The sequence below is a fragment of the Caballeronia sp. SBC1 genome (genome assembly GCF_011493005.1).
GTDB lineage: Bacteria > Pseudomonadota > Gammaproteobacteria > Burkholderiales > Burkholderiaceae > Caballeronia.
In genome coordinates this window covers 2,125,961-2,147,513 of sequence record NZ_CP049156.1, presented here as the reverse complement: position 1 = coordinate 2,147,513, position 21,553 = coordinate 2,125,961, and the positions used below count along the sequence as shown (strand labels likewise).

Here is a 21,553-nt window from a genome sequence, read left to right as displayed (position 1 = left end):
ACTCATTTAAGAATACGTAAATTCCTGTTTGCATTTACGGGATGACAATTACCGCATCACTCTCTGCGGATCGAGATCCCAGTAAGGTGGATCGCCGAAATGCTCCGTCAGGAAATCGATGAAAGCCGTCGTTTTCGGCGGCACGAATGCGCGGCTCGGGTACACCGCCCAGATCGCCACCGTTTCCGCGAGCGGATAGCTATCGAGCATGGTCACCAGTTCGCCGCTGTGCAAAAACGGCGCCACGCTCCACGTCGATTTCAACCCGATGCCAAACCCGGCGAGCAACGCGTCGCGAATGACTTCGCCGTTGTCCGTCTCGAGCCGGCCGGATACGCGCACATCAATTATTCCGGTCGGCGTGACGAACGCCCAGTCTCGTTGGCCGGACAGAATCGCGCACTGGTGCTGCGCGAGATCGGCAGGGTGGCGCGGCGTGCCGTGCTCAGCAAGATACGCCGGCGACGCGCACAGCACGCGCCGGTTGCTGGCGAGTTTTCTCGCGACGAGCGTCGAATCCTTTAACGCGCCAATACGCACCGCCAGATCAATGCCTTTATCGACGAGATCAACGACTTGGTCAGTCAGGCGCAAGTCGAGACTCACGCCCGGATAGCGGCGCAGGAATTCAGGAATAACCGGCGATACATGCTGACGCCCGAGCGAGGACGGCATGGTCACCCGCAAACGCCCCTGCGGCTGTTCGAACGCGCGTCCGACCGACGCGCGGGCAGCGTCGGCGGCGTCGAGCAACGCGCGGGCGTGCTCGATGAAAATCTCGCCTTCCTGCGTGACGCTGATGCGCCGTGTGGTCCGATGCAAAAGCCGCGCGCCTAACTGCCGCTCGAGTTGGGCGAGCCGGGCGCTCGCGACAGCCGCGGACAACCCAAATTCGCGCCCGGCCGCAGACAGATTCGATAAGGCCGCCGACCGTACGAACAGCGCGACGTCCAGCAAGTCGAGCTGCGCCCTATGGGGTAATTCGCTCTGAACGTCCATTTTCGTCATCTTCGTGATTTTCAATAAAATGTTTCAGCAATTATGACGGTTTCACGCGAAGCTGAAAGCCCTTAACATTGGGCTATGCGTTACATATCGACGCTTGAAACCCCTTGAGGAGTTCTTTTATGAAAGCCATTGCCCTGACTCGTTACTTGCCCATCTCGAACCCGGATTCGTTGATGGATGTAGAGATCGACAAACCCACGCCGTCCGGCCGTGATCTGCTGGTGAAGGTTGAAGCGATCGGCGTGAACCCCGTCGATACGAAAGTGCGCGCGCCGAAGGACAAGGTCGAAGATACGCCGCGTGTCCTTGGCTGGGATGCATCGGGCGTGGTCGAAGCGGTCGGCCCGGACGTGACGCTGTTCAAGGTGGGAGATCCCGTTTTTTATGCCGGCAGCATCACGCGGCCCGGTACGAACAGTGAGTTCCATCTGGTCGATGAACGCATTGCTGGCGTCAAGCCCCAATCGCTCGATTTCTCGCACGCCGCTGGCTTGCCGCTCACCACGATCACCGCGTGGGAAGCACTGTTCGACCGGCTCGGGGTATCGGCGCAAGGGGATGACGCCGGCAAGTCCGTGTTGATTGTGGGCGGTGCGGGCGGCGTGGGTTCGATCGGCATCCAGCTTGCAAAAAAAGTCGCGAAACTGAAGGTGATCGCGACCGCGTCGCGGCCGGAATCGGCGAAGTGGGCGACCGAACTGGGCGCGGATCACATAATCGACCATTTCGGCGACATGCCGAAGCAACTGAAGGACGCAGGCTTCGAGCAAGTCGACTACGTGTTGATTTTCAATGACACGGACAAACACTTTCCCGCCGCAGCCGCCGTCATTGCACCGCAGGGGGGCATCTGCACGATCGTTGAAAACAACAAACCAATTGCCGTCGAATTGCTGAAGGCGAAAAGCGCCGCGTTCCATTGGGAGTTCATGTTCACTCGCTCGATGTTCGGCACACCGGACATGCTGGAACAACACAAGCTGCTGACCGAGGTGGCGCGATTGATCGACGCAGGCACGCTCAAGACGACGCTCGGCCGCGACCTCGGCAAGATCAACGCGACGAACCTGCGTGAAGCGCACCGCCTGCTGGAAGAAGGCCGCGCGATCGGCAAGCTGGTACTGACGGGCTTCTGATTTATTCAGCGTATCGATGAGCGAACTCGTTGCAAGCTGGAAGCGCGCCACGGGTTTCCCATGAGAAACCCGTGGCGCGCGTCGCGCTAGACTGATCGCGCCACACGCGCGGCGCGGCCACCCCGGCGCCGTTGCTGTATGCCCGGCGTGACGGCTGCAAACGGAGGGGCTTTTCGCATGATCGATCGTTCGGGTTTTATTCAGGTTGGCGGGTCTTCGCGAGCTCGCGTGATTGCGGCAAGCGCCGTGTTGGCGCTGCTGGCTTGCGTGGTTGAACCGGCAGCTCATGCGACACCCAGCATCAAGGTGCTGTCGGAAGTCGCCTACGACGGACCGATCAAATATACGGTGAAGATGGCGTCGAAGAACTGGGGCAACGCGCAGGAAACGCGCACGATCCGCTCAGGCCAAACCGATGACTTCACATGGCAAAGCAAGCCCGCCGGCGGTTCGCAGAACGTTCCGGACGCATGTCCGGACGTGGACTCCATTCGCAACGCAAGCGGCACGACGGTGCGTCAGGTGAAGATCCGTTTCGCGGCGGTGGTCGCGAATAGCGGGGACGCTGACGTCCAGTTGAGTTTCCAGGGCCACGCGCCGCGCCCGGCCACCGCCGTTACCGTGGGCGGCAAGAAGCTTCAATGTCCTACCGATAACTTCTTCAGCCAGCTAGTCCATTTCACGATGCCCACCGGCGGCACCGAAAAGAACGTCACGCTCAGCGACGGTACCAAACTCACCATCAGCGCGAGCCGCAAGTAGCGTCTCGGCTGGCGAGGCCAAGCATTTCGCACGTGGCATTCGAGGCCGCGCTGCGTGTGCTGGAAAGCGCCCGGCCGAGCCGGCGCGCGCTTATCCCATCTGGCACGTTTTCTGCAACACGATAATGGCCATGCGTCTCTCGGCGCGTGTTAATCGTTGATTAGCGTTGTTAAGCGTTCATCCCGTCACGCCGTCAGCGCGGCTTTCGGAAAGGTCATTCGCGATGCCACACATGATCTGGAAAGGCGCGATCAGCTTCGGGCTGGTCCACGTCCCCGTGCAGCTTTACCCGGCGACGCAGTCGGAGAAGGTCGGCTTTAACCTGCTCGACAAGCGCTCGATGGACCCCATCGGCTATAAGCAATTCAACAAGAACACGGGCAAGGACGTCACGCGCGACAACATCGTGCGTGGCTTCGAGTACGAGAAGGGCAAATACGTCGTGATGAGCGACGCCGAAATTCGCTCGGCCAATCCGGAATCGACGCAGACCGTGGACATCCTCGCGTTCGTGGAAGCTCCGGAAATCTCGTTTCTCTCCCTCGATACCCCTTATTACCTCGCTCCCGATCGCAAGGGCGAGAAGGTGTATGCGTTGCTGCGCGACGCGTTGAAGGCGTCCGGCAAAGTCGGGATAGCGAATGTGGTGCTGCACAACAAACAGCATCTTGCCGCGCTGATTCCGGTGGGTCCCGCGCTGGCGCTCAACACGTTGCGCTGGGCGGATGAAGTGCGCGAATTCGATGACTTCAAGTTCCCGGACGAAAACTCGAAGAAGGCGGGGGTGTCGCCGAAAGAACTGGAGATGGCGCAGCGGTTGATAGATGACATGAGCGATACGTGGAACCCGCACGATTATCACGACACATTCCGCGAAGACATCATGGCGCTAGTGAACAAGAAGGTTAAGGAAGGGAAGACGGAGGAGGTGTCGGAGGTCGAAGAGGGCGCGCCGAGCAAGGCGTCGGCGGAGATCCTCGACTTGTCCGAACTACTGAAGCGCAGTTTGAAGAAGGGGAAGCCTGCTACGAAACGCAGCGCTAAAAGCACCGGTAGCGCCGAGGACGACACGGCTGACACCGACGCCGCGGAACCGGCAGCTAAACCAGCACGCAAGACAACAACGCGCCGCAAACGTGCCTAAACCTGTCGTCGCGCGTTGAATCGCGTTGGGTCACGTATCTACCCGCACCACGAAAAGCGATCCGCCAATGGCCGGAAAACTCGACACAAAACTCGACACCTATCAGCGCATGAGGCGCTTCAACCAGACGCCTGAGCCATCAGGTCAGGCGGCTGCGAAGGCCAGACGTGCGTCGAAGAAAGCTCAGCCGAGCGCGCTTTCGTTCGTCATCCAGGAACACGATGCGCGGCGTCTTCATTACGATTTTCGTCTCGAACTCGACGGTACGCTGAAGTCGTGGGCCGTGCCGAAAGGGCCGAGTCTCGATCCGTCGGTGAAACGGCTGGCCGTGCATGTGGAAGATCATCCGATCGATTACGGATCGTTCGAAGGCAGTATCCCCGAGGGAAATTACGGCGCGGGTAGCGTGATCGTTTGGGATCGCGGGACGTGGGAACCGCAGGCTGGCAGTATCGATGAAGCCCGTGAAACGTACGCGAAGGGCAAGCTCAAGTTTGTCGTGCACGGCGAAAAGCTGCACGGCGGCTGGACGCTCGTACGCAGCAACATGCGCGGCAACAGCGACAAAGAGCAATGGCTGCTGATCAAGGAGCGTGACGACGAAGCTCGCAACGAAGCCGACTACGACGTGCTGCTCAAGCAGCCCGGCAGCGTGATGAGCGACTCGCTCGGCGCACGCACGAAGAGCGGTGAAGTGCGTGACAGGACCGAGCGAAAGACCGCTGCCAAGACCAGCAGAGTGACGAAGGCCGCGCCATCGCCGAAGCGGCCTGCCGTGAAAGATCAAGGCAAGAGCCCTGAGCGGCCGCGGCCGGATATCGTGGCGAACCGGAGCGGGGAATCGTTGCGCTCGCTCGCGGACAATCCCGCGATCCAGGATGCTGTACGCGCCAGGCTTCCTGCAACCATGAAGCCCCAACTCGCGACCCTCGTGGACACTGCGCCATCGAGCGATGACTGGTCGTACGAAATCAAATTCGATGGATATCGGATTCTCGTGCGCATTGATCGTGAGGCTGGATCTAAAGCGAAATCCACGCAGATCTTCACGCGCAACGGCCATGACTGGACCAGCAAGTTCAGCCGTCAGCTCAAGGCACTGAGTCAACTCGATGTGGATAGCGCGTGGCTCGACGGCGAGGCGGTCGTGCTCGACGACAACGACCTGCCCAGCTTCCAGAAACTGCAGAACGCCTTCGACGCCAATCGTCCGCAGGATATTGCCGTCTATTTCTTCGATATCCCCTATCTGAACGGTTACGACCTGCGCGGCGTGCCGCTGATACAGCGGCGAGCGATTCTGAAGGCGCTGCTGGAACCGGTCGATGACAACGCGCTGCGATTTTCCGAGGATTTCGAATTCAGCGTCGATGACCTGCTGAAGAGCGCTTGCGATATGGCGCTCGAGGGGATTATCGGAAAACGGCGCGACAGCACGTATACGCCGGGGCGGAGCAACGCATGGATCAAGCTTAAATGCCGGCGCCGGCAGGAGTTTGTGATCGGCGGGTATTCGGAACCGTCGGGCAGCCGGGGTCAGTTTGGCGCGCTATTGCTCGGCGTTTATGACACGAACGGCAAACTGCAATACGCAGGGCGTGTGGGCAGCGGTTTCGATGCATCGACTCTACGCGCCGTCAAAAAGCAACTCGATGCACGCGAGGTCAAGACAATGCCGTTCGCCAGTGCGCCGAAAGAGCGTAGCGGTACGCCGGTGCATTGGGTCAAGCCGGAACTTGTCGCCGAATGCAATTTCGCTGAATGGACGTCGGAGTGGATCGTGCGGCAAGCGTCGTTCGTCAGCCTGAGGGACGACAAGCCGGCGCGCGAGATCGTCAAGGAAGTGCCGAAATCGACGAAGGAGGTTGCGTTGGACGATGATAAAGATGAGGACAAAAAGCCAGCGAAGAAGACAGCGGCTAAAAACGCGGCGAAAGCGACTCGCGCGGTGAAAGCAGCGACGAAAAGGACTTCGGCGAAGACCACCGATACCGCTAAACCGGAGGGTAAATCCAAGCTGAGTTCCGCGAAAACAGCAGCGAAAACAGCTGCTAAAAAAACCACGCGCAGTCCCGCTGGTACCGAGCTTGTAGCGGGTGTGAAGATTAGTCATCCCGATCGTGTGATTGATCCCTCGACGGGCACCCGAAAACTCGATCTCGTCCTCTACTACGAGGCCGTTGCGCCGTGGATGCTGCCGCATCTCAAGGACCGGCCGGTGTCGCTGGTGCGTGCGCCGGAGGATATCGGCGGCGAGCTGTTCTTTCAGAAACACAGCGAGAAGCTGACCATTCCGAACGTCAAGCAGCATCCGGGTATCGATCCTGGTCATCCGGCGCTCATCACGATAGAAAACGTTAGCGCGCTAGTGGGCGCGGCGCAAATGGGCACGATCGAGATGCACACGTGGAATGCGCTCGCGGCCAAACTTGAGAAGCCCGACCGGATGGTCTTCGATCTTGATCCAGGCGAAGGCCTCGGCTGGGAACGCATGCAGGAGGCCGCGCGGCTGACGCGTGAGTTGCTGACGGAACTCGGTCTTGAATCGTTCTGCAAGACGAGCGGCGGCAAAGGTCTGCATGTGGTCGTTCCGCTTACGCCGCAGGCCGGCTGGGACGAAGTGAAGGGGTTCTCACAGGCGGTCGCGCAGCATATGGCCAGCACGCTGCCCAAGTATTTTTCCGCGAAGATGGGAAAGCAGAATCGTCAGGACAAGATCTTTGTTGACTACTTGCGCAACAACCGGGGGTCGAGCACGGTCGCTGCGTTCTCGCTGCGTGCGCGGCCGGGCATGGGGGCGTCGGTTCCTATCGGCTGGGATGAACTCGATGTCACCACGAGTGGCGATCAATGGAATATCGGCAATTTGCATGAGCGTCTGGACGCACTCAAAACCGACCCGTGGAGCCAGTACGCGAACACACGGCAACGCATCACCGTTTCCATGAGGAAGCGGCTTGATATCAAGTGAACGAAGGTAAGGATCACCCCATAAAGGTCACCACTGCGAGGTCGCAATGACACAGCAGGACAAGACATCACACGACGCCGCCAACGCTGCTCGCAAAGGTCCGGCGCAGGACGGACGTGAACTGGAAAGCAAGCATCCGGCGCAGCAAAAACGCGATGACGGCGAGGCCGTGCCGCTGCCGCATGAGACCGATCAAAGTCCCGCGTCGCAGCAGGAAGATGAACCGCGTGAGGTCGGCGTGCAGGCGCACGAAGACCTGGAGCGTGGCTTGCAGGATACGGATCGCCGCGGCGGCGCGGACTATCAGGAGCGTACGCAAACCGGTGCGCACACGGATCAGGGCAGCAAGGGCAAGCGGTGATTTGGCGCCGCCGGTTGCTGCCCGTGGTCAACAAAGCGCCTCTTGCGTAGAATGAGCGCGCGGTATTGAAGAATCTTGCATGGCCGCGTGTAAGCCAAGCTGAGCAAGGCGTTCACGCCTGCCAGCTGCAGTTGTTTCTACCATTTTTGCGTACCTGCCGACCTGTGCATCGGTAATCGATGCCGATCTGGCGCGGAGGTTGGGCGGTGAGCCAGGAGCGCTCGATGTCCCGCTGACCGCCGTGCTGTGCCCGCCCACGCCGCAGCCACCACGATCTGTAGCAACCGTACGCCGGCCAGCGTCGTTACCCGGCATCCGGTATCTGGCATTCGAGTCAACATTGCGGCATTCGCGCGGCAAACCCGCGGAAAACCTACTGAATGGATCATGCAATACGATCTCCTGTCCCGTCTGAAACACGAAACCGCTGAGTGTCATACGCGGCTGGAAAACGCACTGGACCTGATGCGTCTTGAGTGGTCGCGTGAGGACTATGTGGCCTTGCTTGAGGGGTTTTACGGATATGTCGCACCGTGGGAAGAGGCGGCGGCGGCCTTTATGCCCGAGCGTCTGCGCGACTTTTTCGAAGGGCGGCGCAAGGCGTCGCTGCTTGTGTCGGACCTGGCGTTCCTGACCAGCGATAACAATCGCGCGAACCGGGTGACAAAAATTGAACAGCTGCCTGAGATGGACAGCATCGGCCGCGTTTTCGGTTCCATGTACGTGACGGAAGGCTCCACGCTCGGAGGGCGTTTCATCGCGCCGCACGTTGCTACATTGTTCGGTCTGCAAAGCGGTTTCGGGAACGCTTATTTCGAAGGTTATGGATTGCGCACGGGCCGCATGTGGAACGCGTTTCGCGAGACCGCGAGCGCGAACGTGCCGCCTGAGCAACACGATGAGGCGGTGCACGCTGCGATCGCCACGTTCGACGGGTTGCACGACTGGCTTGGCCAGGTTCGCACAGGTTGGGGGGCAACGGCATGAGCAGTGGGTCAGAGCCAGTGTCACCGCATACCGCGGCCGTGCGCGTGCAGGATGATCGCGACGTGTCGAGTCCAGGTTTGAACGGAAGCATGCCTGCGTTACCCGGCGCAGAACCGGCCCACCGGGCACTTGGGACCGCGGCGAATGCGCAGTGCGACGCCGAACCCATCCACATTCCCGGCGGTATTCAGCCGCACGGTTATCTGCTGTGCCTGTCCAGCACGCTTGCCATTGTCCAGGCCAGCGAGAATGTCGCGGTGCTCGTGGGCCGTCCAGTGGAGCAATTGCTGGGCGAGCGGGTGGACATGGTCATCGGCGCTGCCGCCGCGGCGCGGGTCGCACATGCGGCGGCCACGGCCATGCTGGACGAAACGCCGCTTTATGTCGGCGTGATGGCGAACCCGTTCTTCAGCTCGCGTGAAGCCGTGCCGGACCATGTGGCCACGGGCGCGGACGGTCCTGAACTCGACATCACGATGCATCGGCACGACGGTAACCTGATCGTCGAACTCGAAGTTGCACGGCATCGAAATGCAGACGTGTTTGCGTCAATGTATCCGCTGGTGCGCACGTTCACGCGCAGCTTGCAGGACGTTGAAACCTTGACCGAACTCGGCGACCTCGCCGTGCGCGAAGTCCGCACAATGACGGGTTTCGGCCGCGTGCTGCTCTACAAATTCGACGACGAGGGCCGCAGCCAAGTGCTGGCGGAGCATATCGACGACGGGTATGCGTCGTTTCTGAACCAGTTGTTCCCCGCCTCCGACATCCCGCGCCAGGCGCGTGCGTTATACGTGAAACAGCGTGTGAGGGTCGTGGCGAACGCAGACGCGAAAGCCGCGCGGCTCGTACCCGCCGTGAACCCCGTCACCGGCCGCCCGACCGACCTTACTTATGCTGCGTTGCGCAGCTTCTCGCCCATCCATCTCGAATACATGCGCAACATGGGCACGCATGCGTCGATGTCGGTGTCACTGGTCGTGCGCGGACAGCTCTGGGGCCTGATTTCCTGCCACCACCACGACGCGCGTCTCGTGCCGTTCGAGGTGCGCGTCGCTCTCGAACACCTTGGGCAGATCGTGTCGTTGCAGATCGAGGCGAAGGAGGAGCGGGCCGAGACGGCGTATCTGCAGAGGTTACGGCGGACGATGTCGCGTCTGATGGGCGTCCTCGCCGAGCAAGACGACTTTCTTTCCGCCCTCAAGTCGGCGCCTGACGATTTGCTGTGTTTCGCCGGATCGATGGGCGCCGCGATCGTGATGGACGGGAAAGCAACGCTGGTGGGATCCACGCCGGATCAGGAAACCGTGCTCGCGCTCTCGCAGTGGCTTTCGTCGAGCACGACGGGTGTCTACTCGACCGACGCGCTGTCGCAAGCGTGGCCGCGTGCGTCGAGTCACACGGACACTGCGAGCGGCATCCTGGCCGTGCCAATCTCGCAAATTTTTCGCAACTACGTCCTCTGGTTCCGTCCCGAAACCACGCGCACGATCACATGGGCGGGCGAGCCGGTCAAACGTGTGTCGAGCCAGGATGGCAGCGTGGCGCCGCGCAAGGACTTTGCGCCGTGGCTCGAGACCGTGCGCAACTGCTCGATTCGCTGGCACCCGGTGGAATTGGAAATTGCGGGTGAATTTCGGCTGGGTATGCTCAACATCGTGCTGCGTCGGGCGGAAGAACTGGCGGAGCTCGCGAACGAACTGCGTCGGGCGAACAAGGAACTCGAAGCGTTTTCGTATTCCGTTTCGCACGACTTGCGCGCACCGCTGCGGCATATTGCCGGTTATGGGGATCTGCTGCGAGAAAGCGAGGGCGACAAACTGTCTGAACGCAGCAAGCGCTTCCTGAACAACATGCTGGAGTCGGCACGTTTCGCCGGCGTGCTTGTCGACGATCTGCTCACGTTTTCGCAAATGGGCCGTGCGGCGCTACGCCCTGTGACTGTCGACCTGAACCAGTTGGTGAGGTCGGTCGCGCAGGAATTTGCCGGCGAGACAGCGAACCGAAAGGTGGAATGGGTTATCCCGGAGCTGCCGACGGTGACTGGCGATCCGGCGTTCCTGCAGATCGCGTTACGTAATCTCTTCTCGAATGCGGTGAAATATACGCGTACACGGGAATCGGCGAAAATCGAGTTGCTGTCGAATTCGACGGCCGATGAATACATTGTCAGCGTGCGGGACAATGGCGTCGGTTTCAACATGAAGTACGTGAACAAATTGTTCGGCGTGTTCCAGCGGCTGCATCGCGCTGAAGAGTTCGACGGCACCGGCATTGGCCTGGCGAACGTGCGCCGCATTATTGAACGGCACGACGGCCGGACCTGGGCCGAAGGCCGCGAAGGCGAGGGCGCCGCATTTCACTTTTCGCTGCCGAAGGTGTTCAGGGACGAGTCCGTTGCCACTGAGACCGGCGCTGGCAAGCTGCGTAAGCCGGGGCCGTCGTCACCGCGGACCTGAATGTGCCATGCTTGACTGATTGATCCCGCCACCGCGCTTATTCAAACCTGTCAACCCTCCATATTGGACCATGCTGAAACCCATTTTGCTTGTCGAAGACAATCCCAGCGACCTCGAACTGACGCTCGTGGCGCTCGACAAGAGCCAACTTGCCAATGAAGTGATCGTGGCGCGTGACGGCCAGGAAGCAATCGATTACCTGCGTTGCGAAGGCGAGTGGAGCGCACGCAATCCAGGCAACCCCGCAGTCATCCTGCTCGACTTGAAACTGCCGAAGATCGACGGCCTGGAAGTGCTCGAAACCATCCGTTCCAATGAAGCGCTGAAAGCGATTCCGGTGGTCATGCTGACGTCGTCACGCGAGGAGCAGGATCTCATTCGCAGCTACGCGCTCGGCGTGAACGCCTATGTGGTGAAACCGGTCGAGTTCAACGAATTTGTGCAGGCAATTGCCGATCTCGGCGTGTTCTGGGCCGTGCTCAACGAACCGCCGCCCGGGTCCATGCGCGTTCGCCGCCAGTCCGCGCCGGAATGAATCTGGTGCACACTGGCGTATTCCTCCTGCACGGTGCCCGGCGTAGCGGCCTGGACCCGTTGGTCCTTTCGTTGTTTTGCCCGATGCGACCTGCCCGGCAGTATCGCGTGTGCCGGTTCGCCTGAGTGCCCTGACCATGCAGCCTTTGCATCTGCTTCTCGTAGAAGACAACGCGCTCGACGCGGAACTGACCCTGAGCCAGTTGGAGCGTGCCGACTATACGGTCGACGTGCAAATCGTCTACACGGAACAGGGTTTCATAGCGGCGCTCGATACATCCGACTTCGATGTGATCCTCGCGGACTTCGTGATGCCGGTGTTCTCCGGCGTCGAAGCGCTGGCGATCGCCCGCGAGCGCGTGCCCCATACGCCGTTCATCTTCGTCTCCGGCGTGCTCGGCGAGGAACATGCCGTCGACATGCTCAAGCGCGGTGCCACTGACTACGTCCTGAAGCAGCGCCTGCAACGGCTGCCTGCCGTCGTGCGGCGCGCCCTGACGGAAAGCACGGAGCGCCAGCAGCGTATTGCGGTCGAACGCGCGCTGCGGGAAACGGAAACGCACTTCCGCTTGCTGGTGGATGCGCTGAAGGATTACGCCGTCATCACGCTCGACCAGGAAGGCAGGATCCGGACGTGGAACGCGGCGTCGGAGCGAATTCTCGGGTTCGCGGCGCAGGAAGTGGTCGGCCAGTCCGCCGAAGTGTTCTACGGCCAGGAAGATCGCGACACCAATGTGTTTGCGCAGGAACTGGAGACAGCGCAAGTCGATGGCAGCGCGAGCGACGACCGCTGGCTTTGGCGCCGCGACGGTCGCTCGTTCTTCGCGTCGGGCGTGACGACGGCGATTCGTGCCGATAACGGCGATTTGATCGGCTATTCGAAGATCATCCGCGACGTCACCGAAGAGCACATGGCCGCCGATGCGTTGCGGGTGGCGAAGGAACAGGCTGAGACCGCGAATCGGGCGAAGGATCATTTTTTGGCGGTGTTGTCGCACGAACTGCGTACGCCGCTGACACCGATCGTCGCCGCCGTGCGTTTGCTGGAGATTCGTCACGCGCTACCGGCCGACGCCCAGGCAACGCTCGAATTGATCCGCCGCAATGTGGAGCTGGAGGCGCGCTTGATCGACGATCTGCTCGACCTGACCAGTATTGCGCGCGGCAAGCTTTCGCTGAACTTTGCGAATGTGGAGCTGGAGACGCTGATGTCGAGCGCGATCGATATGTCGGAGTCCGATCTGCGCGGCAAGGGCCTGACGCTGGAAACAACATTGGGCGCGACCTCCACGTTGGTTTTCGGCGATGCCGCGCGCTTGCAGCAGATCGTGTGGAACCTGATGAAAAACGCGGTGAAGTTCACGCCGGCGGGCGGGCGTATTGCGGTGCGGATGTGGAATCCGGATGCGTCGACCATCGCGATTTCGGTCACCGACAGCGGCATCGGGATTAGCGCGGAAGCGTTGCCGCGGATTTTTTCGGCCTTCGAACAAGCCGATGATTCCATCACCCGGGCGTTCGGCGGGTTGGGGCTGGGCTTGGCTATTGCCAGCACGCTGGCGTTGAAGCATGGCGGAACGCTGACGGCCCAGAGCGACGGGCGCGACAAGGGAGCGCGGTTCACGCTGACGCTGCCGCTCGTCAAGGCCGGGACGGAAGACGAAACTTCGCCTCTCGCGGCGCAGGACCCGAATGAGATCGTGCGGTCGTTGAAGGTGCTGCTCGTCGAGGACAACGAATACACATCGTCCGCCATGGCGCAGGTGCTGGAGGTGCTCGGGCATCAGGTCGGAGTTGCCACCACGGTCGCCGAGGCGCTTGCTTTGGCCGGGAGCGAGACGTTCGACCTGCTGGTCAGCGATATCGGCCTGCCCGATGGCAGCGGGCTCGAGGTCGCGCGCGCGTGGACCAGCTTGCAGCCTGGAAAGCCGTCGGTTGCGATCACCGGTTATGGCATGGAAGAAGACATCCGCCGATGCCGCGATGCCGGGTTTTTGGATCACCTGACCAAGCCGGTCGACTTCGCCCGGCTGGAGTCGCTGATTCACGCTTTGGCGCGGCGGCCGGGCGGTGCATAGCTTACCGGCTTGCCCGGAGCATTGCTTCGTCCGAGTTTTTCATCCGCGCTTCGGCTTTTCCCTCTCCACGAGTTTCGACGCCATGAACCGGTGTTCCGGCGAGAACAGCCGCCGGTAGGTCAGCAACACGGCGCCCACTGTTCCAAGAGCCGATGAGGCCGCGATAAAAAACATGATGACGATCTGATAACGGACCGCCTGCAGTGGCGACTGGCCCGCCAGCACCTGACCCGTCATCATGCCCGGCAGACTCACCAGTCCTACTACCGTCATCTGGTTCAACGTCGGAATCATGCCCGCACGCACGGCCTGGCGCGCCGGCCCTTGCGCCGCTTCCCACCGCGTTGCACCGAGCGCGAGCGACATTTCCACCGCCCCTCGTCCCGCCGTTAGTTCCTCCGTCATCCGCTCGATGCCCAGCGATACACCCGTCAACGTGTTGCCCAGGATCATGCCGAGGATCGGTATGGCGTATTGCGGTTCGTACCACGGGTGAATCCGGATCACGACGAACAACCCCACCGCAGCCACCAGCCACGAACTCACCCAGATTGACGCGACGCTATCCACCCGTTGTCCAACGTAGGTGCGCCGCCCGCGGTTCGATGCCGACAGTCCCGCTATCAGCGTCATCAACGCCATCAGCGGCAATACGACGTACCAGCGTGAAAACTGGAAGACCCATCCGAGCACATATCCGATTGCCAGCAGTTGCACGACAGTTCGCACCGCCGCCCACGCCAGCTTGCGCTCCAGATCGAGCTTCAGCGCAACCGATAAGACCCCGTTCACCACGATCAACGCCGCGGCGATCGCAATGTCGAGCAGGCTAAGGCTCTGATATCCGCTCATGACAAGGTACCCGCGGTCATGACGAGCTGACGCTCGCCTACACGTTGCGCTTGTGCCGGATCGTGCGACACCCAGATGCTGGCGCGTTCTCCTTGGTCGTCGTCGAACCAGGCACCGACGAGCGCTTCTATTTCCAGCGCGGAAGCGGGATCGAGTGACGCTGTCGGTTCATCGAGCAGCAGCACGTCGGGGTCAACTTGCAACACGCGTATCAGCGCGGCAACCTGCGCTTCACCTCCCGATAGCTCGCTCGCTCGTTTATCGAGGAAATCGGCTTCACGGCCTGCCCGGCGGGCCAGCTTGACCGCACGCTCACGATCGAAGCGCACGTCGCGATACACCTTCAGCGAAAACGGATAACGCAGGTTGTCTTCCACGCTGCCATCGAGCATGGCCGGGCGTTGTGCAATGTAAGCCACGCGCCGCCGGTACGCCGGAATACCCGCGCGCGCGATGGTTTTTCCGCGCCACTGGATCACACCGTCATCGATTGGATCGAGCAGCGCAAGCGCACGCAGGAACACACTCTTGCCTGAGCCCGACGGCCCCGTGATAACCGCGCGCTGGCCTCCAGCCAAGCTGAACGTGGTGGGATGCAGCAGGACAGCGTTGCGCACCGGGTCGCGGCGGGTGAGCGCTGTCGCGCGAATCAGGGGCGTGTCGGCTTGCGTGGACATGGCGAAGACAGGCTCGGGGAATGATCTCGGAGCGCAATCATAAATCAACGCCGCTTAGGCGATCCTTAGATCAGTTGCGCGGGCTAGTCGCGGGCCAGATGCGCGCGAGTCTTGATCGGGCTGCCGGCTCTGCCCGGCATGGGGAACAGGCCGGTATCATCGCCGGGCACGGGACGTGCTGTGCGGTCTTTCAAGAAAAATAGAGGGAGCCACTATGGCGCTTGGCCGGAAAATCGGAAAAACAGTCGCCTGGATCGTTGCAGTTCTGATCGTCCTGATCGCTGTGGTGGTGATTGTGTTCCTGACCTTTGACTGGAACCGGGCTCGCCCCTGGGTCGACGATAAAGTCTCGCAGGCCATCGGCCGGCAGTTCCAGATTACGGGCGACCTGAAGGTCGGCTGGCAACGGCCGCCCGGTGAAACCGGCTGGCGCCGCTGGGTGCCGTGGCCGCGTTTCTCGGCAGAAAAAATCACGGTTGCGAATCCTGACTGGACCAAGCAGAAGTTTTTCGCGACCCTGGACGAGATCGATTTCGAGGTCGAGCTGCTGCCGCTGCTCGCGCACAACATAGTGATTCCATCGATCAACCTGGTGAATCCCTCGGTTGATCTGGAACGCCTCAAGGACAACCGCGATAACTGGACGTTGAAGTTCAAGCAGTCGACCCAACCGTCGGCCTGGAACCTTCAATTGCATGACATCGCGCTGGACAAAGGCAATATCGCGTACGCCGACGAGATCACGAAAGCGGACATGCAGGTCACCGTGAACACGCTCGGCCAGTTGATTCCCATCGGCGATGTGATGAAGCAGCAGGAGGCGGCATCGCAGAAATCGTCGGCCCAGATGGTCGGCAAGAGCGGCGCCACCAAGCTGAACCAGCAAGTCGACAAAGCGGCGGCATCGGAGGCGGCGGCCGCATCCGCAGCGTCGGCCGCCGCCTCCGCGAATGCGAGCGCGCCGAACCCGGCAAGCGTTTCGGCGAACACCAGTATCACCACGAAAGAAGGGCCGAAGCCGCCCGTGCCGCCGTATGGCATCGGCTGGACTGTGAAGGGCAAATACAACAGCGTGGCGGTGTCCGGCGACGGCAAGGTCGGCGGTGTGCTCGCGTTGCAGGACGCTATGCGCCCGTTCCCCGTGCAGGCGGATGTTCGTATCGGAGACACGCATATTGCTTTTGTCGGGACCGTGACCGACCCCGCCCATCTCGCCGCACTCGACTTGCGGCTTTGGCTGCAAGGCGTGAGTCTCGAACATTTGTACCCGATCGTTGGCGTGACGCTGCCGGCGACGCCGCCGTATGCAACGGAAGGGCGGCTTGTCGGCCAGTTCAAGGCTGACGGAAATGTCTTCAGGTACGAGAACTTCACCGGGCGCGTGGGCGGCAGCGACGTCAACGGCTCGCTGACGTTCGTGGGACGCAAGCCGCGGCCGTTGCTGTCGGGTGAACTTGTGTCGAACCTGCTGCAGTTCTCCGATCTCGCACCGATCATCGGCGCCGATTCGAACGCCAGCAAAGCGAAACGCGGCGACACGGCGAAGCAACCGTCGTCGAAGGCTTTGCCGACCGAGGAGTTCAAGACGGATCGATGGAAGGCAATAGATGCCGACGTGAAGTTCACCGGCCGCAAGATCATCAAGGACCCGGCGCTGCCGATCACCAACCTCTATACGCATGTGGTGATGACGGACGGCGTGCTGTCGTTCGAACCGCTGTCGTTTGGCGTGGCGGGCGGGACACTATCGTCGAATATTCATCTCGATGGCAGTAAGGAGCCGCTCCAGGGCCGTTTCTCGACCTCGGCGCGGCATCTGAAGCTCAAGGAATTGCTGCCGACCGTCAAGACAATGCAGTCAGCGCTGGGTGAGGTGAACGGGGACGCGGCGTTATCGGCGACAGGCAATTCGCCCGCCGCACTTGCCGGAACCATGAACGGCGAACTCAAGACGCTGATCACCGACGGCACGGTCAGCCGGCTGTATATGGAAGCGGCCGGACTGAACGTGGCGAACGCGGTCTACGAAAAGCTCTTCGGTAAACACGATGTGAAGATCAACTGCGCGGCGGCGGATTTTGTCGCGACCAATGGCGTGCTGGAATCGCGCGTGTTCGCCCTCGATACCGACGACGCCGTGATCAACATGGACGGCACCATCAATCTGAAGACCGAGGAGATGGACCTGAACATTCATCCGCACACGAAGGGTTTCCGGGTGTTCTCGCTGCGCTCGCCGCTGTATGTGAAGGGGACGTTCAAAGACCCGCATGTAGGCGTGAATGCCGGTGCGCTGGCGGTACGCGGCGCGGCGGCGGTCGGGCTCGGTTTGCTTAACCCGTTTGCCGCGCTGATCCCGTTGATCGCGCCGAGTAACAACAAACCGCTGCCGTGTACGCAAATGCTGGCCGACATGCGCACCGCGCCGTCCGCACCGCCGCCCGGGCAGAAGCAAAATGCGAAGGGTGCGCCCGCGTATATGGAGCCGGGGGTATCGAATCCGGCGGCTGCGTCGGCTGCGTCGGCTGCGTCCAATGGTGCAAAGGTTCCGAAAGGTGCAAACGGCGGCTCGGCCCGGCCGGCGGCGTCCACGCCGGCCAGTGCGGCGCTTTATCGCGGAAGCTGATAGCTGGCGACTGGGTTGCCCACTCTGTGCGATGGATTATGGATGTTTCTCAATCCCAATTTCGAATAAAAATGCGCGTCTTAACGCGCATTTTTATATTAAAATTTAAAATTGCGCATCATAGTGCACAGTTAGTGGTGACCAAACAGTAAGAAATTTATCGATGAAAACGCGCATCATACTGCGCAAAATATAAAATTAACCTATAATTGCGCATCATGACGCGCAAATATACGGACCCCATCAGCAATTTCGAGCGTGTGGCGGCGGAACTCCGCTCCCTCCGGCGTGAGCGGCGCATGAGTCAGCAGACGCTGGCTGATCGCGCGGGCGTGGCCCGGCGCACAATCACCAACGCGGAAGGCGCACAGAACGTCGGCCTTCATGAGCTTTGCCGGATTGCCAACGCGCTCGGCTACGACCTCACACTGCGTCCGAAAGACACAGTGGTTTTCGAAGATCTGGATTTCTTCTTCAGGGAGGACGAATGAGCACGCCGTCGTCGCTTAAGCCCGCGCCGCCGTTCGACCTCGAAAATCTCTTCGACAAAATCCGCCGGCTCGACGTCCACACCCCCCAGGGCATGGCTGGTCTGCTGGCGAAGGAGAGCACCTTCGTCTTCAACTACGGAGAAGTCGAGCCCGACGCGGCCGTGTCGCTGACCATGCCCGTGCGGCGCAAGAGCTACAGCAGCGGTGCGCTGATGAACGTGTTCGCGATGAATCGCCCGGAAGGTTACTTGCGATACATCATCGAAGAACGGCTGGCGCGCTTCGGCACCCCCAGCGACATGTTCCTGTTATTCCTTGCCGGGCGAAACCAGATCGGCAGGCTGACCTACGCTTTGCACGGCCAGACCGTGCCTGAGGGCGAGGGCGAGCGGCTTGACGAGTTGCTGTCGTCGCCATCGGGGCAATTGTTCGAGCGGCTGGTGAGCAAATATGCGCTCGGCTCGGGCATTTCAGGCGTGCAGCCGAAAACGGTGGTGCCGCTTGCTCCCGAGGCTCCCGCCAGCGTGGCAACGCTCGACGCGCACGCAACCTTGCCGCTGACCACAGTGATCGTGAAGGCTGAAGGCGACGACTATGCGGGGATCGCCCGCAACGAATTCCTGTGTATGTCGGTGGCGCGCGAGGCGGGTTTCGACGTACCGGATTTCTGGCTATCCAACGACGGCCTGCTGTTTGTCATGGCGCGGTTCGATCGTGCGCCGGACGGCACGCCGCTCGGCTTCGAGGACATGAGCGTGCTGACCGGCAACGACAAATACCGTGGCAGTTACGAGATGATCGGGCGCGCGGTGGAGGTCTACACCGGGGCCGATTTCCGCGCCCAATCGCTGCGCCTGTTTGAACGCGTCGCGCTATCGTGTTTTCTTCGCGATGGTGACGCGCACATGAAGAACATCGGCATTATCTATGCCGATCCGACTGGGCCGCGCCGGCTCTCGCCCATCTACGATGTCGTCTGCACGGGAATCTATCCGTTGCTCGACGGCCGGATGGCGCTGAACCTGAACAAATCGAAAGTTTTTCCCGTGCCCGGGCAGCTCATTGCGTACGGCGAGCGCCTGGGTCTGAAACGTGCCGAGGCCGAGGCAATACTGCTACGTATCGACCAGGCGTTCGAGATCGTGGCCGAGCGCCTCAGCCAGGACGACCGCTATAAAGCCGACGACCTGCTCGCGCGGATTCGAGAAGTAATCCGTCGCACCGGCGCAATTCCTGTCGCTCGGGCGAAACGTCCGGCGTTCCGTCTTCCCTGAAATGTCAGCGCGCACAAAGTGCTTTTGAGTCACGGCTAATAATCCGTTCTGCATCAGCGACTTAAGGGTTGAGCCCCGTGCTTATCAACAAGCCTGCCCACAATTACTGGGGATAACTCTCCGGTCGTTGCGCGCTTGGCAACGCGCCGGCATTTGCACGCAACGTGTGGTTCAAATTAGATCGATTGAAAACTACGTTTATTTATCAGAGACTTAAGAAGATAACCTCACGCTTGTCCACAGGTCCTTCAACAGTTTGTGTGCATAACTTCGCCGGTTGAAACGACCGAATCCGCGTGCCCGGCGCACTTTGAAGCGGTGCCTGAAAACCGTTTTCGTTCAACGCGTTCCGGGGTTTGTCCGAAGGTTGTCAACAGGGTGGTCCCCAATTTCTGTGCACAACTTTGGCCGGTGACAACGTCGGACTAGTAATTGACGGACAAAAGTCCGTATTTATCCGCAAAGCGTTTCGCTTTCCATCTTAAAATTGCGCCGCGCCCTTTTTGATCCGGGTGCCGTGCGCCCAGTGTCGGCGCTGACGCCTAATCCTACTGAAAAGGTTCATGCGTGAAGCAGTTAACGATTCGAAATCGGATTCTTGTGAGCTTTGGCGTGATTCTCGCGCTGATGTTGGTCATGGCCGTCTGTTCCTACATCCTGCTTGGCGCGATCGACCGGGATGCCCGCAGCCAGGAAGAGGATTCGTCGCCGGGCGTCTATCTCGCGACGACTATCCGCGCTGCGTGGTTCGAAAACTACACGGTGACCCAGCGGCTTATTTTTATTGATAGTGAGCCGGATCAGATCCGGCGCGACACGCAGCGCATCGCGGAAACCCGCGACTCGCTCGATAAGCTGATCGAGCAATACGCGGCCACGGTTTTTGAAGACACCGACCGCCGTCTCTTCACCGATTTCAAGCAGCAACGCTCGCTCTACGCGCCGATCCAGGAGCAGATCCTGGCCGATGTGCCGACGTCGAAGGCGGCTGCGGCAGCGGCCTTCAACACCCAGCTCACGCCGGTCTGGGAAACGGGCCGCACCGTGGTGCGGGCGCTCGTGGAGCACAACAATGACCAGCAGACGAGCTCGTCGAAGAGCATTCGCGACTCCGTCCGCAAGGCAGAGATCACGTTGCTGGTGGTGGTGCTGGTGACCTTCCTGGTGGCGGCATGGACCGGCTTCCTGCTGCTCAGGGCGATCGCCGTGCCGATGCAGCGGCTGGTGGAAGTGGTGGACGCAATGCGCACCGGTGACCTGTCGCAGCGCTTGCATCTGGAGCGCGGGGATGAATTCGGCGCGCTGGGAGCGGGATTCAACCGCATGACCGACGAACTGACTGGCTTGGTCGGTCAGGCGCAGAAGTCGGCGGTGCAAGTCACGACATCGGTGGCGGAAATTGCCGCGACTGCCCGCGAACAGCAGGCCACGGCAAGCGAAACCGCGGCGACGACGACTGAGATCGGCGCTACGTCGAGGGAGATATTTGCCACGTCGCGCGACCTCGTGCGCACCATGAACGAAGTGTCCGGCGTGGCCGAACAGTCGGCGCTCCTGGCTGGTACGGGGCAGGTGGGCCTGACGCGGATGGAAGACACCATGCGGCTCGTGATGGAGGCGGCCGGATCGGTGAATGGCAAGCTCGCGATCCTCAACGAGCGCGCGAGCAACATCAACCAGGTGGTGGCCACCATTACGAAGGTCGCCGACCAGACCAACCTGCTGTCGCTGAACGCGGCCATCGAAGCGGAAAAAGCCGGGGAATACGGGCGCGGTTTTGCGGTGGTGGCGACTGAGATCCGTCGTCTTGCAGACCAGACGGCGGTCGCCACTTTCGATATCGAACAGATGGTGAAGGAAATCCAGTCGGCGGTCGCGGCGGGCGTGATGGGCATGGACAAGTTCTCCGAGGAAGTCCGGCGCGGCATGATCGACGTGCAGCAGGTCGGCGGGCAACTGTCGCAGATCATCCAGCAGGTGCAGACACTCGCGCCGCGGTTCGTGATGGTCAATGAAGGCATGCAGACGCAGGCGACCGGCGCTGACCAGATCACGCAGGCGCTCGCCCAGTTGTCCGAAGCCGCGCAGCAGACGGCTGAGTCGCTGCGCCAGTCGACGCAAGCTATTGACGATCTCACGCACACCGCCAATGGCCTGCGCACCGGCGTGTCACGCTTCAAGGTGGCGACGTGA

Annotated in this window: 16 protein-coding genes; 13 read left to right on the top strand and 3 right to left on the bottom strand. The window is 60.9% G+C overall.

The features are described from left to right. Positions 1 to 48: 48 nt before the first annotated feature. Positions 49 to 999 (bottom strand): LysR family transcriptional regulator, encoded by a 951-nt coding sequence (locus SBC1_RS09425; RefSeq protein ID WP_165091393.1) that lies wholly within the window; start codon positions 997 to 999, stop codon positions 49 to 51. 128 nt (positions 1,000 to 1,127) lie between these two features. Between SBC1_RS09425 and SBC1_RS09420 the strand changes: the two genes are divergently transcribed. From SBC1_RS09420 to SBC1_RS09380, 9 genes are all read left to right on the top strand, one after another. Next, on the top strand, positions 1,128 to 2,144 hold the full coding sequence (locus SBC1_RS09420; protein ID WP_165091391.1) for a zinc-binding alcohol dehydrogenase family protein: 1,017 nt from the start codon (positions 1,128 to 1,130) through the stop codon (positions 2,142 to 2,144). Between the two features lie 177 nt (positions 2,145 to 2,321). Next, the gene (locus tag SBC1_RS09415) at positions 2,322 to 2,906 is read left to right on the top strand and encodes a DUF6013 family protein (protein WP_165091388.1); all 585 of its coding nucleotides are present in this window, start codon (positions 2,322 to 2,324) and stop codon (positions 2,904 to 2,906) included. Positions 2,907 to 3,129: 223 nt separating this feature from the next. Continuing rightward, on the top strand, positions 3,130 to 4,050 hold the full coding sequence (locus tag SBC1_RS09410) for a Ku protein (RefSeq protein WP_165987579.1): 921 nt from the start codon (positions 3,130 to 3,132) through the stop codon (positions 4,048 to 4,050). Positions 4,051 to 4,117: 67 nt separating this feature from the next. After that, positions 4,118 to 7,021 carry a DNA ligase D gene (ligD, locus tag SBC1_RS09405; protein ID WP_165091383.1) on the top strand — a complete coding sequence of 968 codons (2,904 nt, stop codon included), beginning with the start codon at positions 4,118 to 4,120 and terminating at the stop codon, positions 7,019 to 7,021. 46 nt (positions 7,022 to 7,067) lie between these two features. Beyond that, positions 7,068 to 7,382: a hypothetical protein gene (locus SBC1_RS09400; RefSeq protein WP_165091381.1), complete on the top strand. Its 315-nt coding sequence runs from the start codon at positions 7,068 to 7,070 to the stop codon at positions 7,380 to 7,382. A 387-nt stretch (positions 7,383 to 7,769) separates the two neighbouring features. Beyond that, entirely contained in the window at positions 7,770 to 8,369 is a 600-nt protein-coding gene (locus SBC1_RS09395; protein WP_165091379.1) for a biliverdin-producing heme oxygenase, read from the top strand. Further along, positions 8,366 to 10,828 (top strand): ATP-binding protein, encoded by a 2,463-nt coding sequence (locus tag SBC1_RS09390; RefSeq protein WP_241201912.1) that lies wholly within the window; start codon positions 8,366 to 8,368, stop codon positions 10,826 to 10,828. Before SBC1_RS09395 ends, SBC1_RS09390 begins: the two co-directional genes overlap by 4 nt. 70 nt (positions 10,829 to 10,898) lie before the next feature. Beyond that, positions 10,899 to 11,363 carry a response regulator gene (locus SBC1_RS09385; RefSeq protein WP_165091376.1) on the top strand — a complete coding sequence of 155 codons (465 nt, stop codon included), beginning with the start codon at positions 10,899 to 10,901 and terminating at the stop codon, positions 11,361 to 11,363. A 136-nt stretch (positions 11,364 to 11,499) separates the two neighbouring features. Then, positions 11,500 to 13,440, top strand: a complete 1,941-nt coding sequence (locus SBC1_RS09380) for a response regulator (protein ID WP_165091374.1) — start codon at positions 11,500 to 11,502, stop codon at positions 13,438 to 13,440. Positions 13,441 to 13,479: 39 nt separating this feature from the next. Here SBC1_RS09380 and fetB read toward each other — a convergent pair whose 3' ends face one another. Both fetB and SBC1_RS09370 read right to left on the bottom strand, forming a co-directional pair. After that, positions 13,480 to 14,292, bottom strand: a complete 813-nt coding sequence (fetB, locus tag SBC1_RS09375) for an iron export ABC transporter permease subunit FetB (protein ID WP_165091372.1) — start codon at positions 14,290 to 14,292, stop codon at positions 13,480 to 13,482. Then, the gene (locus SBC1_RS09370) at positions 14,289 to 14,969 is read right to left on the bottom strand and encodes an ATP-binding cassette domain-containing protein (RefSeq protein ID WP_165091370.1); all 681 of its coding nucleotides are present in this window, start codon (positions 14,967 to 14,969) and stop codon (positions 14,289 to 14,291) included. The genes fetB and SBC1_RS09370 overlap by 4 nt, the downstream gene beginning before the upstream one ends. Positions 14,970 to 15,183: 214 nt before the next feature. Here SBC1_RS09370 and SBC1_RS09365 point away from each other — a divergent pair, with 214 nt between their 5' ends. From SBC1_RS09365 to SBC1_RS09350, 4 genes are all read left to right on the top strand, one after another. Beyond that, positions 15,184 to 17,595: an AsmA family protein gene (locus SBC1_RS09365; protein ID WP_165091367.1), complete on the top strand. Its 2,412-nt coding sequence runs from the start codon at positions 15,184 to 15,186 to the stop codon at positions 17,593 to 17,595. A gap of 218 nt (positions 17,596 to 17,813) precedes the next feature. Next, positions 17,814 to 18,086 (top strand): helix-turn-helix transcriptional regulator, encoded by a 273-nt coding sequence (locus tag SBC1_RS09360; protein WP_165091364.1) that lies wholly within the window; start codon positions 17,814 to 17,816, stop codon positions 18,084 to 18,086. Beyond that, on the top strand, positions 18,083 to 19,360 hold the full coding sequence (locus tag SBC1_RS09355; protein WP_165091361.1) for a type II toxin-antitoxin system HipA family toxin: 1,278 nt from the start codon (positions 18,083 to 18,085) through the stop codon (positions 19,358 to 19,360). Before SBC1_RS09360 ends, SBC1_RS09355 begins: the two co-directional genes overlap by 4 nt. Positions 19,361 to 19,927: 567 nt before the next feature. Beyond that, a complete protein-coding gene (locus tag SBC1_RS09350) occupies positions 19,928 to 21,553 on the top strand; it encodes a methyl-accepting chemotaxis protein (RefSeq protein ID WP_165987577.1) in 1,626 nt (541 codons plus the stop codon).

Coding starts and splice junctions, on each gene's coding strand:
- SBC1_RS09425 (WP_165091393.1), bottom strand. CDS start 999: ATGGACGTTCAGAGCGAATTACCCCATAGGGCGCAGCTCGACTTGCTG.
- SBC1_RS09420 (WP_165091391.1), top strand. CDS start 1,128: ATGAAAGCCATTGCCCTGACTCGTTACTTGCCCATCTCGAACCCGGAT.
- SBC1_RS09415 (WP_165091388.1), top strand. CDS start 2,322: ATGATCGATCGTTCGGGTTTTATTCAGGTTGGCGGGTCTTCGCGAGCT.
- SBC1_RS09410 (WP_165987579.1), top strand. CDS start 3,130: ATGCCACACATGATCTGGAAAGGCGCGATCAGCTTCGGGCTGGTCCAC.
- ligD (WP_165091383.1), top strand. CDS start 4,118: ATGGCCGGAAAACTCGACACAAAACTCGACACCTATCAGCGCATGAGG.
- SBC1_RS09400 (WP_165091381.1), top strand. CDS start 7,068: ATGACACAGCAGGACAAGACATCACACGACGCCGCCAACGCTGCTCGC.
- SBC1_RS09395 (WP_165091379.1), top strand. CDS start 7,770: ATGCAATACGATCTCCTGTCCCGTCTGAAACACGAAACCGCTGAGTGT.
- SBC1_RS09390 (WP_241201912.1), top strand. CDS start 8,366: ATGAGCAGTGGGTCAGAGCCAGTGTCACCGCATACCGCGGCCGTGCGC.
- SBC1_RS09385 (WP_165091376.1), top strand. CDS start 10,899: ATGCTGAAACCCATTTTGCTTGTCGAAGACAATCCCAGCGACCTCGAA.
- SBC1_RS09380 (WP_165091374.1), top strand. CDS start 11,500: ATGCAGCCTTTGCATCTGCTTCTCGTAGAAGACAACGCGCTCGACGCG.
- fetB (WP_165091372.1), bottom strand. CDS start 14,292: ATGAGCGGATATCAGAGCCTTAGCCTGCTCGACATTGCGATCGCCGCG.
- SBC1_RS09370 (WP_165091370.1), bottom strand. CDS start 14,969: ATGTCCACGCAAGCCGACACGCCCCTGATTCGCGCGACAGCGCTCACC.
- SBC1_RS09365 (WP_165091367.1), top strand. CDS start 15,184: ATGGCGCTTGGCCGGAAAATCGGAAAAACAGTCGCCTGGATCGTTGCA.
- SBC1_RS09360 (WP_165091364.1), top strand. CDS start 17,814: ATGACGCGCAAATATACGGACCCCATCAGCAATTTCGAGCGTGTGGCG.
- SBC1_RS09355 (WP_165091361.1), top strand. CDS start 18,083: ATGAGCACGCCGTCGTCGCTTAAGCCCGCGCCGCCGTTCGACCTCGAA.